The following is a 21,470-nucleotide window of genomic DNA, read 5'->3' as shown; positions in this document are numbered from 1 at the left end:
TAGGGTCGCCGCGGCGCGATGTTGGCCTTGTCCCGGAAACTTGGTGATACCTGTGCAACTGACTCCGCACGAGCAGGAGAGACTGCTCATCCACGTGGCTGCCGACGTGGCCGCGAGGCGCCGGGCCCGCGGGGTGCGCCTCAACCACCCCGAGGCGATCGCGCTGATCACGTCGCACATCCTCGAAGGGGCCCGTGACGGCCGGACCGTGGCCGAGCTGATGGCCTCCGGCCGTACCGTGCTCGGCCGCGCGGACGTCATGGAGGGGATCCCCGAAATGATCCACGACGTGCAGGTCGAGGCCACCTTCCCGGACGGCACCAAACTCGTCACCGTCCACGACCCCATCGTCTGAGGAGAACCCGCCATGATCCCCGGCGAAATCGCCTACGGGGACGGTCCGGTGCGCCTCAACGAGGGCCGCCCCGTCACACGTCTCACCGTGCTCAACGCCGCCGACCGGCCCGTCCAGGTCGGCTCCCACTACCACTTCGCCGAGGCCAACCCCGGCCTGCACTTCGACCGCTCCGCCGCCCGCGGGCTCCGGCTCGACATCGCCGCCGGCACCGCCGTGCGGTTCGAGCCGGGCATCCCGGTCGCGGTGGAACTCGTACCGCTGGCCGGACTGCGCACCGTACCGGGACTGCGCGGGGAGACCGGAGGGCCGCTCGATGGCTGAGATCTCCCGGCAGCGGTACGCCGACCTCTTCGGGCCAACGGCCGGTGACCGGATCCGGCTGGCCGACACCGACCTGTTCGTCGAGATCGAGCAGGACCTCGCCGGCGGCCCCGGCCGGGCCGGCGACGAGGCGGTCTTCGGCGGCGGCAAGGTGATCCGCGAGTCCATGGGGCAGGCCCGCACCACCCGGGCCGAAGGCGCACCCGACACCGTGATCACCGGTGTGGTGATCCTCGACCACTGGGGCATCGTCAAGGCCGACCTGGGCATCCGCGACGGCCGGATCTGCGGCATCGGCAAGGCCGGCAACCCCGACACCATGGACGGCGTGGACGCCGCCCTCGTGATCGGCCCCGAGACCGAGATCATCGCGGGCAACGGGAAGATCCTCACCGCCGGTGCCATCGACGCCCACGTGCACTTCATCTCCCCGACCGTGATCGAGGCGGCCCTCGCCGCCGGCATCACCACCCTCGTCGGCGGCGGAACCGGCCCGGCCGAAGGCAGCAAGGCCACCACCGTCACCCCAGGGCCCTGGCACCTGGCCCGGATGTTCGCGGCGCTGGAGGCCTACCCCGTCAACATCGGCCTCCTCGGCAAGGGCAACACCATGTCGCGCGAGGCCATGCACTCCCAACTGCGCGGCGGCGCACTCGGGTTCAAGATCCACGAGGACTGGGGGTCCACACCGGCCGTCATCGACGCCTGTCTGAGCGTCTGCGACGAGACCGGCGCCCAGGTCGCCATCCACACGGACACCCTCAACGAGGCCGGGTTCGTCGCCGACACCCTCGCCGCGATCGCCGGGCGGACCATCCACTCGTACCACACCGAAGGCGCGGGCGGCGGGCACGCACCCGACATCATCACCGTGGTCTCCGAGCCCAACATCCTGCCCAGCTCCACCAACCCCACCCGGCCGCACACCGTCAACACCGTCGAGGAGCACCTCGACATGCTGATGGTCTGCCACCACCTCAACCCGTCCGTCCCCGAGGACCTCGCCTTCGCGGAATCCCGGATCCGGCCGTCCACCATCGCCGCCGAGGACATCCTGCACGACATGGGGGCCATCTCGATCATCTCCTCCGACTCCCAGGCCATGGGCCGGATCGGCGAAGTCGTCCTGCGCACCTGGCAGACCGCCCACGTGATGAAGAAGCGCCGCGGCTTCCTCCCCGGCGACGGACCGGCCGACAACCAGCGGGCCCGCCGCTACGTCGCCAAGTACACGATCAACCCCGCCGTCGCCCAGGGCCTCGCCCGCGAGATCGGCTCCGTCGAGAACGGCAAGCTCGCCGACCTGGTGCTGTGGAACCCCGCCTTCTTCGGGGTCAAGCCCGAGCTGGTCATCAAGGGCGGCCAGATCGCCTACGCCCAGATGGGCGACGCCAACGCCTCCATCCCCACCCCGCAGCCCGTGCTGCCCCGGCCGATGTTCGGCAGCCACGGCCGCGCGCCCGGCCTGAACTCCGTCAACTTCACCGCCCAGGCAGCCCTCGACGACGGCCTGCCCGACCGGCTCGGCCTCGGCAAGGCGTTCGTCGCCATCGAGAGCACCCGCAAGGTCGGCAAGGCGGACATGCGCAACAACGACGCCCTGCCCAGGGTCGAGGTCGACGCCGACACCTTCACCGTCACCATCGACGGGGAGGCCGTGGAGCCGGCGCCCGCCGCGGAACTGCCCATGGCACAGAGATACTTCCTCTTCTGATGGGCGGCGCAACCCGATGAGCCTCGCCGCGCTGCTCGTCCTCGCCGACGGCCGCTTCCCCGCCGGGGGCCACGCCCACTCCGGCGGGGCCGAGGCCGCCTGCAAGGCGGGCCGGATCCACGACGCGGCCACCCTGGAGGACTTCTGCCGGGGCCGCCTGCACACCGCCGGGCTCACCGCCGCCGCCCTCGCCGCGGCGGCCGCGCTCGGCCTCGACCCCGCGGAGCTCGACGCCGCCGCAGACGCCCGCACCCCCTCGCCCGCCCTGCGCACCGCCGCACGCCGGCTCGGTCGCCAGCTCCTGCGGGCCGCCCGGGCCACCTGGCCCGCCGCCGAACTGGACGCACTGGCCGCCGCGTTCCCGCGCGGGGCGCACCAGCCCGTCGTACTCGGGCTCACGGCCCGGGCGGCCGGGCTCGGGCCGCTCGATGCCGCGCACGTGGCGGCGTACGAGAGCGTCGGCGGGCCCGCGACCGCGACGGTGCGGCTGCTGGGCCTGGACCCCTTCGAGGCGAGCGCAGCGCTGGCCCGGCTCGCCCCCGCCCTCGACGCCGTCGCGACCGCAGCCGCCGAGGCCGCCCACCGGGCCCGCACCGAGGGCACGGACGCCCTTCCCGCGGCCTCCTCGCCCTTGCTGGAGATCGCGGCAGAGGTCCATGCCGACTGGCCGGTACGCCTCTTCGCTTCCTGACCACCCCCCGAAGGAGACCCCCATGCACCTCGATCACGCGGTGACCTACCCCCCTCGCCACACCCACAGCGCAGCGCCCCTGCGCGCCGACGGCACCCGGCGCGCCCTGCGCATCGGGCTCGGCGGCCCCGTCGGCTCCGGCAAGACGGCCACCGTCGCGGCGCTGTGCCGCGCCCTGCGCGCCGAGCTGTCCATGGCCGTCGTCACCAACGACATCTACACGCGCGAGGACGCCGAGTTCCTGCTCCGCGAGGCCGTCCTGCCACCCGAGCGGATCACCGCCGTGGAGACCGGCGCCTGTCCGCACACCGCCATCCGCGACGACATCTCCGCCAACCTGGAGGCGGTCGAGGAACTGGAGGAGGCGTTCCGGCAGACCGGCCCGCTCGACCTGATCCTCGTCGAGTCCGGCGGGGACAACCTCACCGCCACCTTCTCCCGTGGACTCGTCGACGCGCAGATCTTCGTCATCGACGTCGCCGGCGGGGACGACATCCCGCGCAAGGGCGGCCCCGGCGTCACCACCGCCGACCTCCTCGTCGTCAACAAGACCGACCTCGCCCCGCACGTCGGCTCCGACCTCGAACGGATGGCCCGCGACGCCGCCGCGCAGCGCGGCGAACTGCCCGTCGCCTTCCAGTCGCTGCGCGGCGACGACGGCGTGGCTCCGGTGGCCGCCTGGGTGCGCGAGCGGATCGCCGCCTGGGTCGTACGGTGACCAGCGCGCCCCCCGTCATCGTCACCCCCGCCGGCCTGCGGGCCACCGCCCGCGTCCGCGCCGTCGCCGACGGCCGGGGCGGCACCGCCCTGCCGCTGCTGGCCGGGGACGGGCCGCTCGCACTGCGGCGTACCCGGGGAACCGCCGCCGAGGCCGGGGTCATGCTGGTCGGTGCCATGAGCGCCCCGCTGGGCGGCGACCACCTGACCGTCGAGGCGACCGCCGGCCCCGGGGCGCGGTTCGCCCTCGCCTCGGCGGCGGCCACCCTGGCCCTGCCCGGCCGGGGCGGCGAGCCCGCGCAGTACGACGTACACCTGACCCTGGAGGACGGTGCGTCGGTACGGTGGCTGCCCGAGCCGCTGGTCTCCGTGCGCGGCAGCGACCTGCGGGTGCGCACGCGGGTCGAACTGGCCCCCACGGCCCGGCTGGTGCTGCGCGAGGAACAGGTGCTGGGCCGGTGCGGGGAGGCCCCCGGCCTGCTGCGCAGCCGGCTCACCGTCACCCGCGGCGGGCGCCCGCTGCTGGACCAGGAGCTGACCTGCGGACCGGGCGCGCCCGGCGGCTGGGACGGGCCCGCCGGGCTGGCCGGCCACCGCGCGCTCGGCCAACTCCTCGTCGTCGACCCCGACTTCGCCGACACCCCGCCCGCGGCGGGCTTGCTGGGGGAGTTCGCCGCGGTCACCCCGCTGGCCGGACCGGCCGTCCTCGTGACCGCCCTGGCCCCGGACGCCCTGCGGCTGCGGGAACTGCTCGACGCGGCCGCCCGCACCTACGGGCCGCCGTCGGGACCGTAGTTCGCGACGCGGCGGGCACCGGTCAGCGGTACACCCCTCTCCGGTTATCGGGTTGGCAAAGAACCGGCCGCCGCTCTGTCGCCGACTCGCGGTAAGGCGCAAGGATCCCCCTGCACGCCGACGACCGAACCGACCATCCGGCCGCCCACGGCGGCAGACTGACGCAGGGGGAACAACCACGTGATACGCAACGCGGCGCTGGGGAGCGCCGCCACACTGATCACCGGCACGCTGGCGGCGGGCCTCATGCTCGCGCCGCCGGCCTCGGCGGCCCCGGCCGGCCGTGACAACGGAGCCGCGGAGGCGGTGGGCGTCCGGATCGCCGCCGCCCGCGCCGCCCGCACGGGGATCGACTGGAAGGACTGCCCCGCCGACTGGGGCTTCGAGAAGCCCATCCAGTGCGGCTGGGTGAAGGTCCCGCTCGACTACGCCAAGCCGTTCGGCAAGACCATCGACATCGCCGTCGACCGGATCGGCAACACCGGCACCAAGGAGGAGCGCCAGGGCGCGCTCATCTACAACCCCGGCGGTCCCGGCGGTTCCGGCATGCGCTTCCCGCGCAGGGTCACCACCAAGAGCCCGCTGTGGGTCAACGCCTCCAAGGCGTACGACTTCGTGGGCTTCGACCCCCGCGGCGTCGGCCACTCCGCGCCCATCTCCTGCATCGACCCGCAGGAATTCGTCAAGGCCCCCAAGGCCGACCCGGTCCCGGACACCGAGGCCGACAAGCGCGCCCAGCGCAAGCTCGCCGCCGCGTACGCGGACGGCTGCAAGGAGCGCAGCGGCGAGATGCTGCCGCACATGACCACGCCGAACACCGCGCGCGACCTCGACGTGATCCGCGCCGCCCTCGGCGAGCAGAAGCTGAACTTCCTCGGCGTCTCCTACGGCACCTACATCGGCGGGGTCTACGCGACCCTCTTCCCGACCCACGTGCGCCGCATGATCGTCGACAGCGTCGTCAACCCGGACCCGGACAACATCTGGTACGAGGCCAACCTCGGCCAGGACGTGGCCTTCCAGATGCGCTGGAACGACTGGCAGGACTGGGTCGCCAAGAACGACGCGGTCTTCCACCTCGGCGACACCCGCGCCAAGGTCGAGGCCAAGTACCAGGAGCTGCGCGCCAAGGCCAAGGCCAACCCGCTCGGCGGGGTCGTCGGTCCGGCCGAGCTGATCGGCTTCTTCCAGGGCGCCCCGTACTACGACTCCTCCTGGGTGCCCGTCGCCCGGACCTGGGCCGCGTACGAGGCCGGTGACGAGCAGGCGCTCATCGACGCCATCGCCCCGGACATGTCGGACACCAAGGGCAACGCGGCCTCCGAGAACGGCAACGCCGTCTACACCGCCGTCGAGTGCGCCGACGCCAAGTGGCCCACCAGCTGGGCCAGGTGGGACCGCGACAACACCCGGCTGCACGAGAAGTACCCGTTCCTGACCTGGTCGAACGCCTGGATGAACCTGCCCTGCGCGACCTGGAAGTCCCAGCAGAGCACCCCGATCGAGGTCGGTGCCAAGCGCGGTCTGGCGCCGGTGCTGATCGTCCAGTCCGAGCGGGACGCGGCCACGCCGTACGAGGGTGCGGTCGAGCTGCACCGCCGCCTCGCCGGCTCCCGTCTGATCACCGAGCAGAACGCCGGCTCGCACGGCGTCACCAGCCTGGTGAACCCCTGCATCAACACGCGGGTCGACACCTACCTGCTCACCGGCAAGGTCGACGCCCAGGACGTGACGTGCGCCCCGCACGCCGCTCCGGTCGCCCCGGCCCCGGCCCCGGTCGCCGCGCTGACGCTCGAGCACGGTCCGGGCGCCGCCTGGCCGGCGCGTGAGGAACTCCCGGCCGTCCGCTAGGCCTGGCGGTCGTCCGTACGGGAGAGGGCTCAGCGCGATCTGCGCCGGGCCTTCTTCCGTTCCTCCTCTTCCTCGGCCTTGACCTCGGCCGCGTACCGGTCGACGTACTCCTGGCCGGACAGCTCGAGGATGGCGTACATGATCTCGTCGGTGACCGCGCGCAGGACGGCCCGCTCGCCCTCCAGCCCCGCGTACCGGGAGAAGTCCATCGGCGCGCCGAAGCGGATCGTCACCCGCCGGATCTTCGGGATCTTCTGCCCGGGCGGCTGGATCTCGAAGGTGCCGACCATCGCGCACGGCACGACCGGTACCCCGGCTCCCAGGGCCATCGCCGCCACGCCCACCTTGCCCTTGTACAGCCGCCCGTCGTGCGAGCGCGTGCCCTCCGGGTAGATGCCCAGCAGTTCGTCCTTGGCCAGCACCCCGAGACCCTCGCGCAGCGCCGCCCGGCCGGCGTCCTTGCCGGAGCGGTCCACGGGGATCTGCCCGGCGCTGCGGAAGAAGGCGGCGGTCAGCCTGCCCTTGAGCCCGGGACCGGTGAAGTACTCCGCCTTCGCGAGGAAGGTGATCCGCCGCTTGAGGATCGCGGGCATCAGGAAGTGGTCGGAGAAGGACAGGTGGTTGCCCGCGATGATCGCGGCCCCCTCCGCCGGGATGTTCTCCAGGCCCTCGATCCGCGGTCTGAACAGCAGCCGCAGCAGCGGACCGAGCAACACGTGCTTGAGCAAGTGGTAGAACACCGGGCCGCTCCCGATTCCTGGGGCGGCGCACTGCCGGCCGCCGCCGGACATGGCGAAAGGAACCAGTCTAGGTGCGGTCACACGCACCGTCACGACCTGGCACGCACAGTCGGCCACCACGGTTCAGCGGCAGCGGCAGCGGCAGCGGCGGCAGCGGCGGCCGCGGCTCACGCGCCGCGTGAAGCGGCCAGGCCCGCGGTCAGCAGTCCCAGCACCACCCAGCCGAACCACAGCCAGCCGTTGCTGCCGAGGGCCACGGAATACGTGGCGACGGCCACCAGAGCGGCGAAGGTCATGACTGCCATCGCCTTAACGGATCCGGTCATGCTCCATGGTGGCGCGCCGAGGCCGCACTGCGCTACTGGCCACGCCCCCGGAGCGAGGCCAGATATGCGTTGTACTCCGCGAGCTCGCGGTCGCCGTCGCGGTCCGCGGCCCGGTCGGAGCGCTTCGCCGCCCGCTGCTCCGAGTGGTACCACTGGTAGACCAGCGCGATCAGCACCAGCACCGAGGGAATCTCGCTGAAGGCCCAGGCGATCCCGCCGCCCCACTGCTGGTCGAGCAGCGGGTCGATGCGCAGGGAGCCGGGCGGATCCACGTACGTCTTGATCATGGGCTGGCTCGCCATCATCAGGGCGATGCCGAAGAAGGCGTGGAACGGCATGCCGGCGAAGAGCTCCAGCATCCGCATCACGTACCCGGGGCGGTGCGGCCCCGGGTCTATGCCCATGATCGGCCAGAAGAAGATCAGGCCGACCGCGAGGAAGTGCACCATCATCGTGATGTGCCCGGCCCTGGACTCCATCAGGAAGTCGAAGAGCGGGGTGAAGTACAGACCGTAGAGGCTGGCGATGAACATGGGGATCGTGAACGCCGGGTGCGTGATGATCCGCATGTAGCGGCTGTGCAGCAGCATCAGCAACAGCTCGCGCGGGCCCTTGTGGCCGCGCGCGGCGGGCGGCAGCGCGCGCAGCGCCAGCGTCACCGGAGCGCCCAGCAGCAGCAGGATCGGGGTGATCATGCTGATCACCATGTGCTGGACCATGTGGACGCTGAACATGACCATGCCGTAGTCGTTCAGCTTGGTGCACATCACCAGCACCACGCTCAGCACACCGAGGGTGAAGGCGATGGTCCGGCCCGGCGGCCAGGAGTCACCGCGGCGGCGCAGCCGCAGCACGCCCCACCCGTACAGCGCGAGCCCCAGCAGCGACCCGAACAGGAAGAAGGCGTCGAAGGAGAACTCCAGCCCGCGACCGAGAGTGAAGGGCGGCAGGTCCATGTTCATGTCCATGCCGTGCCCGCTGTGGTCCATCTCTTCACTCCCTTGACTGTGGCGCCCCACCACAGTAGTGCCGCCCCCGTACGCTCCTGCGCGCGGGGGCGGCCGTAACGGGCAAACGGTTACAGAACCGTCTGGGCCTCGTCGTAGCGTTCGGCCGGGACCGTCTTGAGGGTCGAGGTCGCCTCGGCGAGCGGCACCATCTCGATGTCCGTGCCGCGCAGCGCGGTCAGCATGCCGAACTCGCCGCGGTGGGCGGCCTCCACGGCGTGCCAGCCGAAGCGGGTCGCGAGCACCCGGTCGTACGCGGTGGGCGTGCCGCCGCGCTGGACGTGGCCCAGGATCACCGGACGGGCCTCCTTGCCCAGGCGGTGCTCCAGCTCCACCGCGAGCCGGTTGCCGATGCCGGCGAACCGCTCGTGGCCGTACATGTCCACGCCGCCCTCCTCCAGGTCCATCGACCCGGGGCGCGGCTTGGCGCCCTCGGCGACCACGACGATCGCGAACCGCTTGCCCGCCGAGAACCGCTCGCCGACGATCGCCGTCAGCTCCTCGATGTCGAAGGGCCGTTCCGGTACGACGATGGCGTGCGCGCCGGCCGCCATGCCCGAGTGCAGGGCGATCCAGCCGGTGTGGCGGCCCATGACCTCGACGACCATCACGCGCTGGTGGGATTCGGCGGTGGTCTTCAGCCGGTCCAGCGCCTCGGTGGCGACCCCGACGGCGGTGTCGAAACCGAAGGTGACGTCGGTGGACGCGATGTCGTTGTCGATGGTCTTGGGAACGCCGACGATCGGCAGGCCCGCCTGCGAGAGCAGGTTCGCGGCCTTCAGCGTGCCCTCGCCGCCGATCGGGATGATCGCGTCGAGCCCGAGGTCCGCGACGTGGCCGCGGGCCCGCTCCACACCGTCGCGCAGGTGCGCGGGCTGCACCCGGGAGGAGCCGAGGATGGTGCCGCCGCGCGCGAGGATGCCGCCGACGGCGTCGAGGTCGAGCTTGCGGTAGTCCGCCTCCAGCAGGCCCTTCCAGCCGTCGAGGAAGCCGATCACCTCGTCGCCGTGGTCGACGACCGCGCGGTGCACGACGGAGCGGATGACGGCATTCAGGCCGGGGCAGTCGCCACCGGAAGTGAGCACACCAATGCGCATGGCAGGAAGAGACCTTTGCAACGTGGGCCGGCGACCGGACCACGTCGTCCGGTGGGAACTACGGCCACCCTACAAGCGGTGGAGCGGTGGACTGAACCATCCTCCACATGCTGGTCGCACACGTCGTACGAAACGACGTCGGCCCGGTTCCCCCTAGGGAAAACCGGGCCGAACACATGATGGCGGGGCCGCCCCGATGAGCGGCCCGCAGGGCGCTACGCGGGCTGCGTCGCCGCCGCGATGCGCTCCGCGCGCAGCGCCTCGTACCACCGGTCGTCTATGGCCGGCAGCGCGTTGACGTCGAGGGCCAGCTTCAGCAGCAGGTCCGCGATCTGCGGGTTGCGGGCCATCACGGGGCCGTGCATGTAGGTGCCGAACACCGTGTCGTTGTACGCGCCTTCGGTGCCGTCGCCGGTGCCGTTGCCGCGGCCCATGCTCACCCGGGCGAACGGCCGTGCCGTCGGCCCGAGGTGGGTGACGCCCTGGTGGTTCTCGAAGCCCGTCAGCTGCGGCAGGCCGAGCCGCGGGTCGATGTCGGCGAGGACGTCGCCGACGCACCGCTCGCCCTCACCGCGCACGGTCACCACGTCCAGCAGGCCGAGGCCCTCCTGGCGCTGGCCCTGGTCGTTGACGAACTCGTTGCCGAGGATCTGGTACCCGGCGCAGACGGAGAAGACGATCGCCCCGTTCGAGACGGCCCGCTCCAGACCGCCGTCGCGCAGCAGGCGCTCGGCGGCCAGGCGCTGCGGCCGGTCCTCACCGCCGCCGATCAGGTAGATGTCGCCCGAGGTGGGGATCGGCTGGTCGCTGCGCACGTCCACGCGCTGCACGTCCAGGCCGCGCTGGCGCGCCCGGCGCTCCACCACGAGGGCGTTGCCCTGGTCTCCGTACGTGCTGAGCAGGTCGGGGTAGACCCACACCAGACGCAGGCTGTTGTCGCTCATGCTCTTGTCCTCTGCGGTTCTGAGGGGGCTAGTTGCCGACGCGGCGGCGCACGTCCTGGAAGGCGGTGTAGTTCGCGATCAGCTCGATCTGTCCGGGCGGCGCCAGCTGCACGGCCTCGTCGAGGGTCTCGCACACCCGGAAGTCCAGGCCCGCGACCTCGAGGCGGACCGCGAGGTCCAGCTTGCGGTCGCCGATCACGAAGATCGGGTGGCCGGCCAGGCGCGGGTAGTCCACGTCCCACAGCCAGGAGGTGTCGGTGCCGTCGGCGCCGCGCGCGTTCACCGAGAGGATGACCGGGGTCGGCGGCGGATCGATCAGCGAAAACGTTTCGAGCCAGCCCGCCGGGTTCTTGGCGAGCAGCAGCCGCAGCTCACGGCCCTGGAAGTTCACCACGTCGTAGCGGCCCGCGACGGCCTGCACCTGGTACATCCGCTCCAGCGCGACCTGCGGCGGGACGCCGAATACGGCGGCGACGGCGGCCGAGGTGGCGGCGTTGGCCTTGTTGGCGCGGCCGGGCAGCTGGAGGTGGATGGGCCAGGCCGAACCGTGCGGGTCCAGGACGTGGTCGCCGGAGAGCACCCAGCTCGGCGTGGGGCGGCGGAAACCGCACTCGCCGCAGAACCAGTCGTCGCCCGGGCGCTGCATGACACCGCCGCAGGAGGGGCACGACCAGGCGTCGTCCTTCCACTCCTGGCCGGCCGCGACCCACACCACGTTCTGCGAGGAGGAGGCGGACCAGACGATCAGCGGGTCGTCGCAGTTCGCGACGATGACCGCCTTGGAGCCCTGGAGGCCCTCGCGCCACTTCTCCGCGAGCATGCGGGTCTCGGCGGCGCGGTCCAGCTGGTCGCGGGAGAGGTTCAGCAGGGCGATCACCTTGGGGGTGACGTCCCGGGCCACTCCGGCCAGGTACTTCTCGTCGACCTCGATGACGCCGTACTTGGCGTCCGAGCCGCCGGCCAGCGCCGAGGTGATGCCGGCCGGCATGTTCGCGCCCAGCGCGTTGGAGACGACCGGACCGCTGGCCCGCAGGGCCTCCGCGATCAGCCGGGTCGTCGTGGTCTTGCCGTTCGTCGCGGAGACGAGGACGACGTCGAGGTGCTGCGCCAGCGCGCCGAGAAGATCGGGGTCGAGCCTGAGTGCGACCTTGCCGCCGATCACCGATCCGCTTCCGCGTCCCGCGGCCCGCGACACCGCCGCCGCGGCCTTGCCCGCCGTCACGGCCAGCTTGGCCCGCGGCGAAAGCGGCTCCGTGTTGCCTGCCATCGTCCCTTGTCCTCCTTGCGTCGGTCGGACCCAGCCTATCCAGTAGCTGCCGGGGCCTTGACCGCGGCGCCCCCGCACCACGGCAGATCTCCTCATATATTCGCCCGTCGTACCCTTACCGCCATGCGACAGCGCCCCATCCCCGGTACCACCGGCATCGTCCGCACCATGAGCCTGCTGGGCGATCCGGTGCTCCATTCCGCTTGCGCGGAGGTCACCGAGTTCGGACCGGAACTCGACCGGCTCATCGAGGACATGTTCGCGACGATGTACGCCGCCCAGGGCGTCGGCCTCGCCGCGAACCAGATCGGGGTCGGCAAGCGGGTCTTCGTCTACGACTGCCCCGACGACGAGGACGTCCGCCATCTCGGACACATCGTCAACCCGCGGCTCGTGGCGGCGGACGGGGACGAGTTCCTCGGTCCCGAGGGGTGCCTGTCCCTGCCGGGGCTCGAGGCGGGCACCGCGCGGTTCGACCGGGCCGTCGTCGAAGGGGTGACCTCGGACGGAGCGGCGGTGCGGATCGAGGGCACCGGGTTCTTCGCCCGGTGCCTGCAGCACGAGTGCGACCACCTCGACGGGACGGTGTACGCGGACCGGGTGACCGGGCTGCGGGCCCGTCGCCTGCGGCGGGCCATCGGGAAGACTCCGTGGGGCGCGGAGGCGCTGCGCGGCTAGCGGATCTCCGGCCCCAGGAACCCGGCTCCGCCGGGCACCGGGCTCTGCCCGGACCCGCGCCTCAAACGCCGGCGAGGCTGGGTTTGGCCTGGCGAAGGGGCTAGAAGCCCGGGCCGTCTTCGCGGTTGCCGGCGGTGGCGAGGCGGCCCCACAAGAGGTCGGTGAGGCCGGCGACCAGGTCCGCGCGGTCGCAGGGGCGTTCGCCGAGCCACCAGTCGCCCGCCGCGTGCATCATGCCGACGATGCCGTGGCCCCAGACGCGGGCGAGGCGTTCGCCGCCCGGCCCGAGGTCCACGCGTTCGCCGATCACCTCGGCGAGCTCCTCGCCGAGGCGGCGCAGCAGCGGGGCCGAGTGCAGGCCCACGTCGAAGCCGCGCTCGGCGCTCTGGGAGTCGTCGGCCGGATGCATCAGGAAGCGGTAGACCTGCGGGCGGGCCTCGATGGCGGCGAGGTAGGTGTCGAGGGTGGACTCCACCCGGCGGCGCCGCTCGGCCGGGGCGTCGAGCGCGGCCCGCAGCGAGTCGAGCAGGGCGTCGGTGTGCCGGACGGCGAGGGCCTGGTAGAGGCCCGCCTTGTCGCCGAAGTGCCGGTAGAGGATCGGCTTCGTGATGCCGGCCTCCGCCGCGATGGCGTTCATGGAGGCCTTCGGGCCGTCCCTGAGCACCACCCGGTCGGCGGCTTCGAGCAGCTCCCGGCGCCGGCGCTCGCCCGCGCCGGGCTCGTCTGCCTGCTGCGTGGTCTCCATGATGTGTTTCTCTCCCCGCCCTTGCGATGTGCGTGACGCCCACGCAACGTAACACCCTGCGCACCCTGGCGATCGAATCGGTGGTGGTCGGCGCCGTGGGGCGGTGTCCGAGCTTGACACTGCTTACTCGCCGGTAACAGACTGTGCCCCCGTGTGGGTTACCGCTAGTAACACACCGATACGACGAGCACGGACAGGTGGAGGGGACATGGCGGAGTTCACCATGGAGCTCAACGACGACCAGAAGCAGGTCCGGGACTGGATCCACGGCTTCGCCGCCGACGTGATCCGCCCCGCGGCCGCGGAATGGGACGAGCGCGAAGAGACTCCCTGGCCCGTCATCCAGGAGGCCGCCAAGGTCGGCATCTACTCACTGGACTTCTACGCCCAGCAGTTCTTCGACCCCACGGGCCTCGGCATCCCGATGGCGATGGAGGAGCTCTTCTGGGGTGACGCGGGCATCGCCCTGTCCATCGTCGGCACCGGACTCGCGGCCATCGGCGTCGTCGCCAACGGCACCGAGGAGCAGATCGGCACGTGGATCCCGCAGATGTACGGCACCCCGGACGACGTGAAGGTGGCCGCCTTCTGCTCCTCCGAGCCGGACGCCGGATCGGACGTCGGATCCATGCGGACCCGTGCGGTCTACGACCAGGCCAAGGACGAGTGGGTGCTGAACGGCACCAAGACCTGGGCGACCAACGGAGGCATCGCCAACGTCCACATCGTCGTGGCCGTGGTCGACCCGGAGCTCGGCACCAAGGGCCACGCCTCCTTCATCGTGCCGCCGAACACCCCCGGGCTGTCCCAGGGCCAGAAGTTCAAGAAGCACGGCATCCGCGCCTCGCACACCGCCGAGGTGGTGCTGGAGGACGTACGGATCCCCGGCTCCTGTCTGCTCGGCGGCAAGGAGAAGCTCGACGAGCGGCTCGCGCGGGCCCGCGAGCGGGCCCGCAGCGGCGGCGGCGAGCGCGTGAAGAACGCCGCCATGGCCACCTTCGAGGCCTCCCGGCCGGCGGTCGGCGCGATGGCCGTGGGCACGGCGCGCGCCGCGTACGAGGTCGCCCTGGACTACGCGAAGACCCGGACCCAGTTCGGCCGCCCGATCATCGACAACCAGGGCGTGGCCTTCCAGCTCGCCGACATGCGGACCCAGATCGACGCGGCACGGCTGCTGGTGTGGCGGGCCTCCTGGATGGCGGTCGCGGGCCGGCCGTTCACCTCGGCGGAGGGCTCCATGTCGAAGCTGTTCGCGAGCGAGGTCGCCAAGAAGGTGACGGCCCAGGCGGTCCAGATCCTCGGCGGCAACGGCTTCACCCGCGAGTACCCGGTGGAGCGCATGCACCGCGACAGCGCCATTTACACGATCTTCGAGGGGACCAGCGAGATCCAGCGGCTGGTGATCGCCCGCACCATCTCGGACATGCCCATCCGCTAGTGCTGTGCGTCCCGGCCCGGCCGGGCTCCCCGCGGGGTGCCCGGCCGAGGTGCGTCTAGCGGACGGGCAGCGGGCGCAGACAGGAGGCCGCCAGGCCGTCCGGGCGCTCCCGCAGGTGGGTGATGTACTCGCCGTCCGCGCAGCGGGCGCCCTCGTGGTCGAGGTGTCCGGTGACCCTGTACTGGGCGAAACCCGCGTCGCAGTCCGTGACCACCAGGGCCTGGTGGCTCCAGTCGCCCTCGTTGCGCACGCACTGCCCCACCTGCAGGACCGCCTGCTCGTCGTCCCCGTTCAGCGCCGAGACGAGGATGAGGGTGGGGATCGCGAGGATCGCGAGGAGCAGCGGTACGAGGAAGGCCAGCGCGGGCGGCCGCAGCCACAGCGACCTGCCGGGATTCAGCGGGGCCATGACCCCGCCCGTCGGCGGGCCGAGCCGGCACAGCTTTCCCCACGGGCCGAGGTTCACCAGCAGCGTGATCGGCGTGATGATCACCGACAGCGGGCTCCACCAGCCCTGCCACAGGGTCCGTGCCGACATCTCGCGGACGGTGGCGACCCCGCAGTCACGGCAGAACGGGCCCTTGCGGCTGCGGAACCGCATCAGTACGACCAGGCCCTGGTGCCCGTACACCGTCGTGTCCGCGACGGGCAGCGCTCCGCAGACGCGGCAGCCGTACGCGCCCTGCTCCGGCGTGAGGGCGTACGGGGCGCCGTACGGAGCCTGCGGCGCGGCCGCGGCGTACGGGGCTGCCGCGGTGGAGGGGGCCTGTGGGACGTACGGAGGGTGCGGGGTGTGCGGGGCGGCCCCCGGATACGGGCCCGCGGGCTGGTGCGGATGTGGCGGTGGCGGGGTGGCCACGAAGATCCCCCTCGGTTCTCGCGGTCGTCACCGGTCGGTGACGGAGGAACCCTAAAGGAACGCTATCGGCCCAACAGCGCCCGCACGGCCCGGGAGAAGACCAGTCGGCCGGCGAAGGCGACCAGCGGGTCCAGAGCGCGGGGAAGGCCCCGCAGGCGCAGCTCCTCGCGCCAGTGGATCTCGCTGCCGCCGTCCGGCAGAGGACGGATCTCGATCTCCGCCCAGCCCGTCACGGCCCTTCCGCGCTTCACCAATCGGACGAACCCGCCCGTACCCTCCCCCGGAGGCCGCCAGACGACGACTTCCATGGGGTCGTCGCATGTGATCCTCCCCACGCCCGTCCGTGCGGTGAAGACCGTTCCGACCCTCGTCGGAGGCTCCGTTTCGATGATCGTCCGGGTGAGGGGGACCCGCTCGCCGTGGCGTTCCCAGTCCGTCAGCCGCGACCACGCCTCGGCCGGTGCGAGACGCGTGCGGTGAACGAACCGGATACCGGGCATGAGCGCATGGTAATCGGGCATACACACCCTGAACTGGACCGCCGATATGGGTTCCGTCCGGGGGTGGCGATCGGTAATACTCACCGCCACCGTGGATCGCGGATTCGACCGGGTGACCACCGGCCCTCCCGCCCCACTCTGCGAGGAGGTGCGCCATGTGCTCCCACCAGCCCCCCTGCCCGCCCGCCGACAGCGCCGACCGTGACGCCGCCCGCACCGTGGCCTTCCACCCGGAACAGGGCTGGAGCCTGCTCTGCAACGGCGTCATGGTCTTCGACGACACCGGGGAACTGCTCCCCGACGGCCAGACGGTGGAACCCCGCCGCCCGGCCCTGGTCTGAGCGAGGAGGCAGCATGCGCCAGCAGCTGATCCGCAAGCCCGTCCCCAAGCCCGCCCCCCGAGACCTGGACCTGCGCACACCGTCGGGCAGACCCCTCCCGTACTGACGGGAGTCCCGATCCGGTTACCACGCGGCCCGGCCGTCCACCGGCTGTAGATCAGCTGGTGGGCGCCGCCGCGCCGCCCCGGAAGGCCGTTTCGTACGCGGCGTCGCCGATCGCCGCCCTGGCCTGCCGCTCGCCCTGGTCCCGCAGGGCCCGCAGTGAGGGCGAGCCGCCCATCTGCGGCCGGCCGACCGTGCGCCACCAGGCGTGTCCGGTGCCCAGCAGGCGCGCCGCCAGCTCGCCGTCGCCGAGCCCCGCCACCGCCGCGGCCAGCAGGTCCAGGCCCAGCGCGATCCCGAAGCGGTCGCCGAGCAGCCGCTTGCCCGACAGCATGGCCCGCACGTGCCGGGCCGCCTCCCCGTGGTCGCCCAGGCCCAGCGCGGCCACCGCCAGGACGTAGTCGGCGTACGCTCGCAGCCAGCGCTCGCCCAGCTCCGCGCAGGTCTCGCGCAGGGCCAGCGCCTCCCGGGCCGCCTCGTCGAAGCGCCGGAGGTCGCACAGCGCGTAGCTGGCGGCCAGTTTGCACAGCAGCCAGCCCGCATCGCCGGTCCGCCCGCCGTGGCCCGCCCGCGCGCGCGGACCGGCCAGGGCGAGGGCCCGCAGGGGGTCTCCCGGCATCAGCACCGACACGGCGAGCAGATAGGCCGCGCGCAGCTCCCGCTCGGGGTCCGCGAGCCGGGCCGCGCCCTTCGTGCACTCCTCGCCGATCCGCCGGGCGGTCTCCAGGTCGCCCTGGAGCAGAGCGGTCAGGCCGAGGGCCCACAGGGCCTGGTTGTACGCGGATCCCGCGGGCAGGGTGGCCGCCAGCGCCCGTTCCAGGAAGGCCCGGCCCTCGTGCACGTGCCCGCACGCGAACCAGTAGAACCACAGCGCCCCGGCCATCTCCAGCGCCGACACCGGGTCGGAACCGAGCAGGTGCTCCAGGGCCGTGCGCAGCTGCGCGTGCTCGGCGGTCATCCTGCGGTACCAGTCCACCTGGCCCGGGCCCAGCCAGCCCCGGTCGGCCGCCTGGGAGAGCGCCGCGTACCAGTGGGCGTGCCGGTCGGCGACGATCCGCGTCTCGCCGAGCTCGACGAGCCACTCGTGCCCGTACTCGCGGATCGTGTCCAGCATCCGGTAGCGGGCGCCGGCGCCGCGCTCCTCGGTGCGCCGGACCACCGACTTGGCGACCAGGCCCGCCAGGAGCCGCTCCACCCGGGAGGCGGCCAGCGGGCCGCCCGCGCACACCGCGCGGGCCGCGGCGGCGTCGAAGTCCCCGGTGAAGACCGAGAGCCGGGCCCACAGCAGCCGCTCCAGCGGCTCGCACAGCTCGTGGCTCCAGCCGATCGCGGTCCGCATCGTCCGGTGCCGGTGCGGCAGGGCGGCGGTCCGGGTGTCGGTGAGCACGTCGAAGCGCTCGCCGATCCGTTCTGCCATCTGCTCCAGCGTCCACCGCCGCATCCGGGCGCCGGCCAGTTCCAGGGCGAGCGGGATCCCGTCGAGGCGCCGGCACAGCTCGGCCGCGATCGCGGTCCGGCCGGCGTCCTCGAAGGCGGCCGCCGCGCGCGGGGTCGCGGCGAGGGCGCGGGCGCGGAAGAGGGCGAGGGCGTCGCTGTCGGGTCCCGCACAGGGCAGCGGCCGGACCTCGACGACCTCCTCGCCGGGGGATCCGAGCGGCTCCCGGGAGGTGGTCAGGACCGTCAGTCCGGGTGCGGACTGCAGGAGTTCGCCCACCAGATGGCGGCAGTGCGCGACCAGGTGCTCGCAGGTGTCGAGGACGAGCAGGAGCTCCTTGTCGGCCATCCACGCGCACAGCTCCTCGTCGAGGGGGCGGGGGCAGTGGTCGGCGAGGCCGACGACGTGGGCGACGGTCGCGGTGAGCAGCGCGGGGTCGCGCAGGGGAGACAGCTCCACCCACCACACGCCGTCGCGCCGTGCCCGGCCGGCCGCGGCGGCGGCCCGCAGTGCGAGCCGGGACTTGCCGACGCCGCCCACCCCGGTGAGGGTGACGAGTCTTCGCTCGCTCAACGTGCGTTCCAGCAGGCCGAGTTCCGCCTCCCGGCCGACGAAGCTCGCCGATTCCGGCGGCAGGTTTCCCGGCAGGGAGCCCGAGTCCGGCTCGGCGCCGCCGCCCGTGGAGCCTGCCTGACTGTCGTTGACCGAGTACTCACCGAACACGGATGTATTGTGCGTGATCTTCTTTCGCGGCAGTGCCGTTCAGGCGGATCGCTGCCCGGTCTCATGCCGCGAGCGTGACGGTCCGCTCTGCCGAGAAGGCGCCCCAGTTCCCGTCCGGCAGGCGGGCGCGCAGCTTCACGCGCCACACGGTACCGGCCGGCTCGGTCACGGTGATCCGGTGTTCCGCCCGTCCGCTGGGCACCGCGCCGGTGCCGAACTGGATGACGGTGGTGGGCCGTTCGTTGACGTACAGCTCGTACTCGCGCGTCTCGCGGCCGGTGTCCGGCGCGGTCCAGCCGAGGGTGACCGCGCCCGGCGCGGCGGTCGCGGTGAACCCGCCGGGGGCGGTGCCCGGTCCGCCGCCGGAGGCGGGCGGGGTGGTCACGTCCACCGCGGGGGAGTCGGGGGAGGAGTTGTCGGCGCCGTCGCGGGCCCGCACGGTGAAGGTGTACACCGTGTCCGGCTGGAGGCCGCCGAGCGCCGTGCCGCTCTCGCCGGGGCCGGCGCTGTGGATCCGGACACCGCCCTGGTAGACGTCGTACGCCGTCACGCCCGTGTCGTCCGTCGCCGCGGACCAGGACACCCAGGCGGCGCGGGGCCCGGTGGCCCGGGCGGTGGCGGTCGCCGGGGCGGTCGGCGCCCGCAGGTCCTCGGCCCGGGCCGCCGGGGTGCTCGCCCGGACGGCCGGGCCCGTCGTGGAGAGGTTCCCGGCGGCGTCCTTGGCGCGGACCGTGAAGGCGTATCCGGTCTGCGGGGTGAGGCCGGTGACGTCCACCATCGTCTTGTCGGCCGGGAGTTCGCGGACCAGGCGGCCGGCCTCGAAGACCTGGTAGCCCGTCACCCCGTCGCCCTCGGCGGCGGCGTTCCACATGACGTGCACGGTGGTGGAGCTGGAGGCCTGGGCGGTGAGCCCGGATGGGGAGGGCGGCGGCTCGGTGTCCGGCGCGGTGCAGCCTGCGGACGCGGCCGGGCCGCCGAGAGCCAGACACAGGATGAGCAGGGGGGCGGTGCGTCGCACGGGATGCCTTCCTCCGCTTCCGCCGTAAAGGTCTGGACATATATGGCACGCGGGATCCGTGCCGGGCAAGACCCGTGCGGCGGCGGCCGGTGATGTGACCCGGTTCGTCGTCTTCTGATCTCGTCTGGCATTATTGCGAGCTGTTTGCAACAACAGATGATCACGAACAGGGATGTGCAGCGCATGACGGCCCGGACCGTACGGGGAATGGCCGCGGCAACGCTGGCCGCCGCACTCATCACGGGCGTGGCGGCCTGCTCGAACCCCCAGCCCGCCGCAGGCGGCCCGGCGGACTCCGCCGTCGTCGGCATCGCCACCGAACCGGAGAGCCTCAGCCCGCTGCTGGGCTACGGCAAGGACGGCAACTCCAAGATCTTCGACGGGCTCCTCGCGCACGACCCCGGCATGAAGCTGAAGCCGGCGCTCGCCGAAGCCCTCCCGCAGGTCTCCGCGGACGGGCTCACCTACACCTACGTACTGCGCCAGGGTGTGAAGTTCAGCGACGGAGCACCCTTCTCCGCCAAGGACGTCGTCTTCACCTACCGCACGATCCTCGACGCGAAGACGAACAACGCCTCCAAGACCGAATTGGACGCCATCGCCGGCGTCGAAGCGCGCGGGGAGCACACGGTCGTCTTCACGCTGAAGTACCCCTACGCGCCCTTCGCCGAGCGGACCGTGCTGCCGATCGCCCCCGAGCACATCGCGGGCGGACAGGACGTCAACAGCGGGGACTTCACCACCCGCCCCGTCGGCACCGGGCCGTACGTGCTCACCGCCTGGTCCAAGGGCGAGAAGCTCAGCTTCAAGGCCAACCCCGGCTACTGGGGCGGCGAACCCGCCGTGAAGAAGTTCACCATGGCCGTCATCAAGGACGACGACGTCCGCGCCACCCGGCTGCGCTCCGGCGAGCTGGACGGGGCGATCCTGCCGCCGAACCTCGCCAAGGGCTTCGGTGCCGACAAGGCCCGCACGACGTATGCCGCCAAGACCTTCGACTACCGCAACGTGACGCTGCCGACGCACCACCCGGTCACCGGCGACGTGGCGGTCCGCCGGGCCCTGGACACCGCCGTGGACCGCACGGCCATGGTCGGCGCGCTCCTGGACGGGGCGGGCAAGCCCGCCTACGGGCCGGTCCCGGCCGACAGCCCGTGGTTCACGGCCGGCACCGAGCGCACCCACGACCTCGACAGGGCGAAGCAGATCCTCGACGACGCCGGCTGGAAGGCGGGCGAGGACGGCATCCGCGTCAAGGACGGAGTCCGCGCCTCCTTCCCCCTCTGGTACACCTCCGGCGACAAGATCCGCCAGGACCACGCCCTGGCCTTCGCCTCCGACGCCAAGAAGGCCGGCATCGAGGTCACGACCGAAGCCGGGACCTGGGAGGTCATCGAGCCGCGGATGAAGACCGAGGCCGTCCTCGCCGGCGGCGGCTCCCCGGCCGACCCCGACTTCGACCAGTACCAGCTGCTCACCTCCTCGCTCGGCGGCGACGGCTTCAACAACATGGCCCGGTACGACAACCCGGCCGTGGACGCCGCCCTCGCCGAGGGGCGGCGCAGCGGTGACCCGGCCGTGCGCAAGGCGGCGTACGACACCGTGCAGCGCGAGCTCGTGAAGGACCCGGGCTACGTCTTCCTCACCCACATCGACCACCTGTACGTCGTGAACGACAAGTGGGACGGGCTCACCACCCAGCTCGAAGCCCACGACCACGGTCTGGGCTCCGGCCCCTGGTGGAACGTCGAGAGCTGGAAGCCGAAGCAGAAGCAGAAGTGAGCCGAGCCACGTGACCACCCG

The 21,470-nt window shown here is 72.4% G+C and carries 22 protein-coding genes; 11 read left to right on the top strand and 11 right to left on the bottom strand.

All coding sequences use genetic code 11. From position 1 onward, the window contains the following. The first annotated feature begins 52 nt into the window (after positions 1-52). From ACZ6I1_RS21695 to ACZ6I1_RS21665, 7 genes are all read left to right on the top strand, one after another. Entirely contained in the window at positions 53-355 is a 303-nt protein-coding gene (locus tag ACZ6I1_RS21695) for an urease subunit gamma (RefSeq protein WP_469289525.1), read from the top strand. Positions 356-367: 12 nt separating this feature from the next. Further along, entirely contained in the window at positions 368-679 is a 312-nt protein-coding gene (locus tag ACZ6I1_RS21690; RefSeq protein WP_469289523.1) for an urease subunit beta, read from the top strand. Beyond that, positions 672-2,393 (top strand): urease subunit alpha, encoded by a 1,722-nt coding sequence (locus ACZ6I1_RS21685; protein ID WP_469289521.1) that lies wholly within the window; start codon positions 672-674, stop codon positions 2,391-2,393. Before ACZ6I1_RS21690 ends, ACZ6I1_RS21685 begins: the two co-directional genes overlap by 8 nt. Before the next feature lie 16 nt (positions 2,394-2,409). Beyond that, positions 2,410-3,084, top strand: a complete 675-nt coding sequence (locus ACZ6I1_RS21680) for an urease accessory protein UreF (protein ID WP_469289519.1) — start codon at positions 2,410-2,412, stop codon at positions 3,082-3,084. A 22-nt stretch (positions 3,085-3,106) separates the two neighbouring features. Continuing rightward, entirely contained in the window at positions 3,107-3,802 is a 696-nt protein-coding gene (ureG, locus tag ACZ6I1_RS21675; RefSeq protein WP_469289517.1) for an urease accessory protein UreG, read from the top strand. Beyond that, a complete protein-coding gene (locus ACZ6I1_RS21670; RefSeq protein WP_469289515.1) occupies positions 3,799-4,596 on the top strand; it encodes an urease accessory protein UreD in 798 nt (265 codons plus the stop codon). The genes ureG and ACZ6I1_RS21670 overlap by 4 nt, the downstream gene beginning before the upstream one ends. 246 nt (positions 4,597-4,842) lie before the next feature. After that, positions 4,843-6,447, top strand: a complete 1,605-nt coding sequence (locus tag ACZ6I1_RS21665) for an alpha/beta hydrolase (RefSeq protein WP_469289666.1) — start codon at positions 4,843-4,845, stop codon at positions 6,445-6,447. 29 nt (positions 6,448-6,476) lie between these two features. Here ACZ6I1_RS21665 and ACZ6I1_RS21660 read toward each other — a convergent pair whose 3' ends face one another. From ACZ6I1_RS21660 to ACZ6I1_RS21635, 6 genes are all read right to left on the bottom strand, one after another. Further along, positions 6,477-7,187, bottom strand: coding sequence for a lysophospholipid acyltransferase family protein (locus tag ACZ6I1_RS21660; protein ID WP_469289513.1), 711 nt, complete (start codon positions 7,185-7,187; stop codon positions 6,477-6,479). A 167-nt stretch (positions 7,188-7,354) separates the two neighbouring features. Continuing rightward, on the bottom strand, positions 7,355-7,513 hold the full coding sequence (locus ACZ6I1_RS21655; protein ID WP_469289511.1) for a hypothetical protein: 159 nt from the start codon (positions 7,511-7,513) through the stop codon (positions 7,355-7,357). Between the two features lie 32 nt (positions 7,514-7,545). Next, positions 7,546-8,502, bottom strand: coding sequence for a cytochrome c oxidase assembly protein (locus ACZ6I1_RS21650; protein ID WP_469289509.1), 957 nt, complete (start codon positions 8,500-8,502; stop codon positions 7,546-7,548). A gap of 89 nt (positions 8,503-8,591) precedes the next feature. Beyond that, on the bottom strand, positions 8,592-9,617 hold the full coding sequence (locus ACZ6I1_RS21645; protein WP_469289507.1) for a 6-phosphofructokinase: 1,026 nt from the start codon (positions 9,615-9,617) through the stop codon (positions 8,592-8,594). A gap of 215 nt (positions 9,618-9,832) precedes the next feature. Next, entirely contained in the window at positions 9,833-10,561 is a 729-nt protein-coding gene (locus ACZ6I1_RS21640) for a type 1 glutamine amidotransferase (protein ID WP_469289505.1), read from the bottom strand. Between the two features lie 28 nt (positions 10,562-10,589). Beyond that, complete coding sequence (locus ACZ6I1_RS21635; protein WP_053790204.1) at positions 10,590-11,828, bottom strand: MurT ligase domain-containing protein; 1,239 nt, start codon at positions 11,826-11,828, stop codon at positions 10,590-10,592. Between the two features lie 123 nt (positions 11,829-11,951). Here ACZ6I1_RS21635 and def point away from each other — a divergent pair, with 123 nt between their 5' ends. Continuing rightward, entirely contained in the window at positions 11,952-12,506 is a 555-nt protein-coding gene (gene def, locus ACZ6I1_RS21630; protein WP_469289503.1) for a peptide deformylase, read from the top strand. Positions 12,507-12,606: 100 nt separating this feature from the next. On the opposite strand, the gene ACZ6I1_RS21625 is transcribed toward def, so the two are convergent. Next, the gene (locus tag ACZ6I1_RS21625) at positions 12,607-13,251 is read right to left on the bottom strand and encodes a TetR/AcrR family transcriptional regulator (RefSeq protein ID WP_469289501.1); all 645 of its coding nucleotides are present in this window, start codon (positions 13,249-13,251) and stop codon (positions 12,607-12,609) included. A gap of 208 nt (positions 13,252-13,459) precedes the next feature. Here ACZ6I1_RS21625 and ACZ6I1_RS21620 point away from each other — a divergent pair, with 208 nt between their 5' ends. Then, positions 13,460-14,689: an acyl-CoA dehydrogenase family protein gene (locus ACZ6I1_RS21620; protein ID WP_446588701.1), complete on the top strand. Its 1,230-nt coding sequence runs from the start codon at positions 13,460-13,462 to the stop codon at positions 14,687-14,689. A 55-nt stretch (positions 14,690-14,744) separates the two neighbouring features. Here the strand turns inward: ACZ6I1_RS21620 and ACZ6I1_RS21615 are convergent, their stop codons facing one another. Beyond that, positions 14,745-15,548 (bottom strand): LppU/SCO3897 family protein, encoded by an 804-nt coding sequence (locus ACZ6I1_RS21615; RefSeq protein WP_469289499.1) that lies wholly within the window; start codon positions 15,546-15,548, stop codon positions 14,745-14,747. Between the two features lie 62 nt (positions 15,549-15,610). Further along, positions 15,611-16,048, bottom strand: a complete 438-nt coding sequence (locus ACZ6I1_RS21610) for an SRPBCC family protein (RefSeq protein WP_469289497.1) — start codon at positions 16,046-16,048, stop codon at positions 15,611-15,613. A 155-nt stretch (positions 16,049-16,203) separates the two neighbouring features. Between ACZ6I1_RS21610 and ACZ6I1_RS21605 the strand changes: the two genes are divergently transcribed. Next, positions 16,204-16,389 (top strand): DUF5999 family protein, encoded by a 186-nt coding sequence (locus ACZ6I1_RS21605; protein ID WP_361765487.1) that lies wholly within the window; start codon positions 16,204-16,206, stop codon positions 16,387-16,389. A 157-nt stretch (positions 16,390-16,546) separates the two neighbouring features. Here the strand turns inward: ACZ6I1_RS21605 and ACZ6I1_RS21600 are convergent, their stop codons facing one another. Together ACZ6I1_RS21600 and ACZ6I1_RS21595 are read right to left on the bottom strand one after the other, a co-directional pair. Then, positions 16,547-18,649 carry an ATP-binding protein gene (locus tag ACZ6I1_RS21600; protein WP_469289494.1) on the bottom strand — a complete coding sequence of 701 codons (2,103 nt, stop codon included), beginning with the start codon at positions 18,647-18,649 and terminating at the stop codon, positions 16,547-16,549. A 61-nt stretch (positions 18,650-18,710) separates the two neighbouring features. Beyond that, positions 18,711-19,667: a fibronectin type III domain-containing protein gene (locus ACZ6I1_RS21595; RefSeq protein ID WP_469289492.1), complete on the bottom strand. Its 957-nt coding sequence runs from the start codon at positions 19,665-19,667 to the stop codon at positions 18,711-18,713. A 183-nt stretch (positions 19,668-19,850) separates the two neighbouring features. Here ACZ6I1_RS21595 and ACZ6I1_RS21590 point away from each other — a divergent pair, with 183 nt between their 5' ends. Beyond that, a complete protein-coding gene (locus tag ACZ6I1_RS21590; protein ID WP_469289490.1) occupies positions 19,851-21,449 on the top strand; it encodes an ABC transporter substrate-binding protein in 1,599 nt (532 codons plus the stop codon). The last annotated feature ends 21 nt before the right edge of the window (positions 21,450-21,470 follow it).

This window comes from Streptomyces sp. NPDC046303 (assembly GCF_055588085.1).
This window is presented reverse-complemented; position numbering and strand designations above follow the sequence as displayed.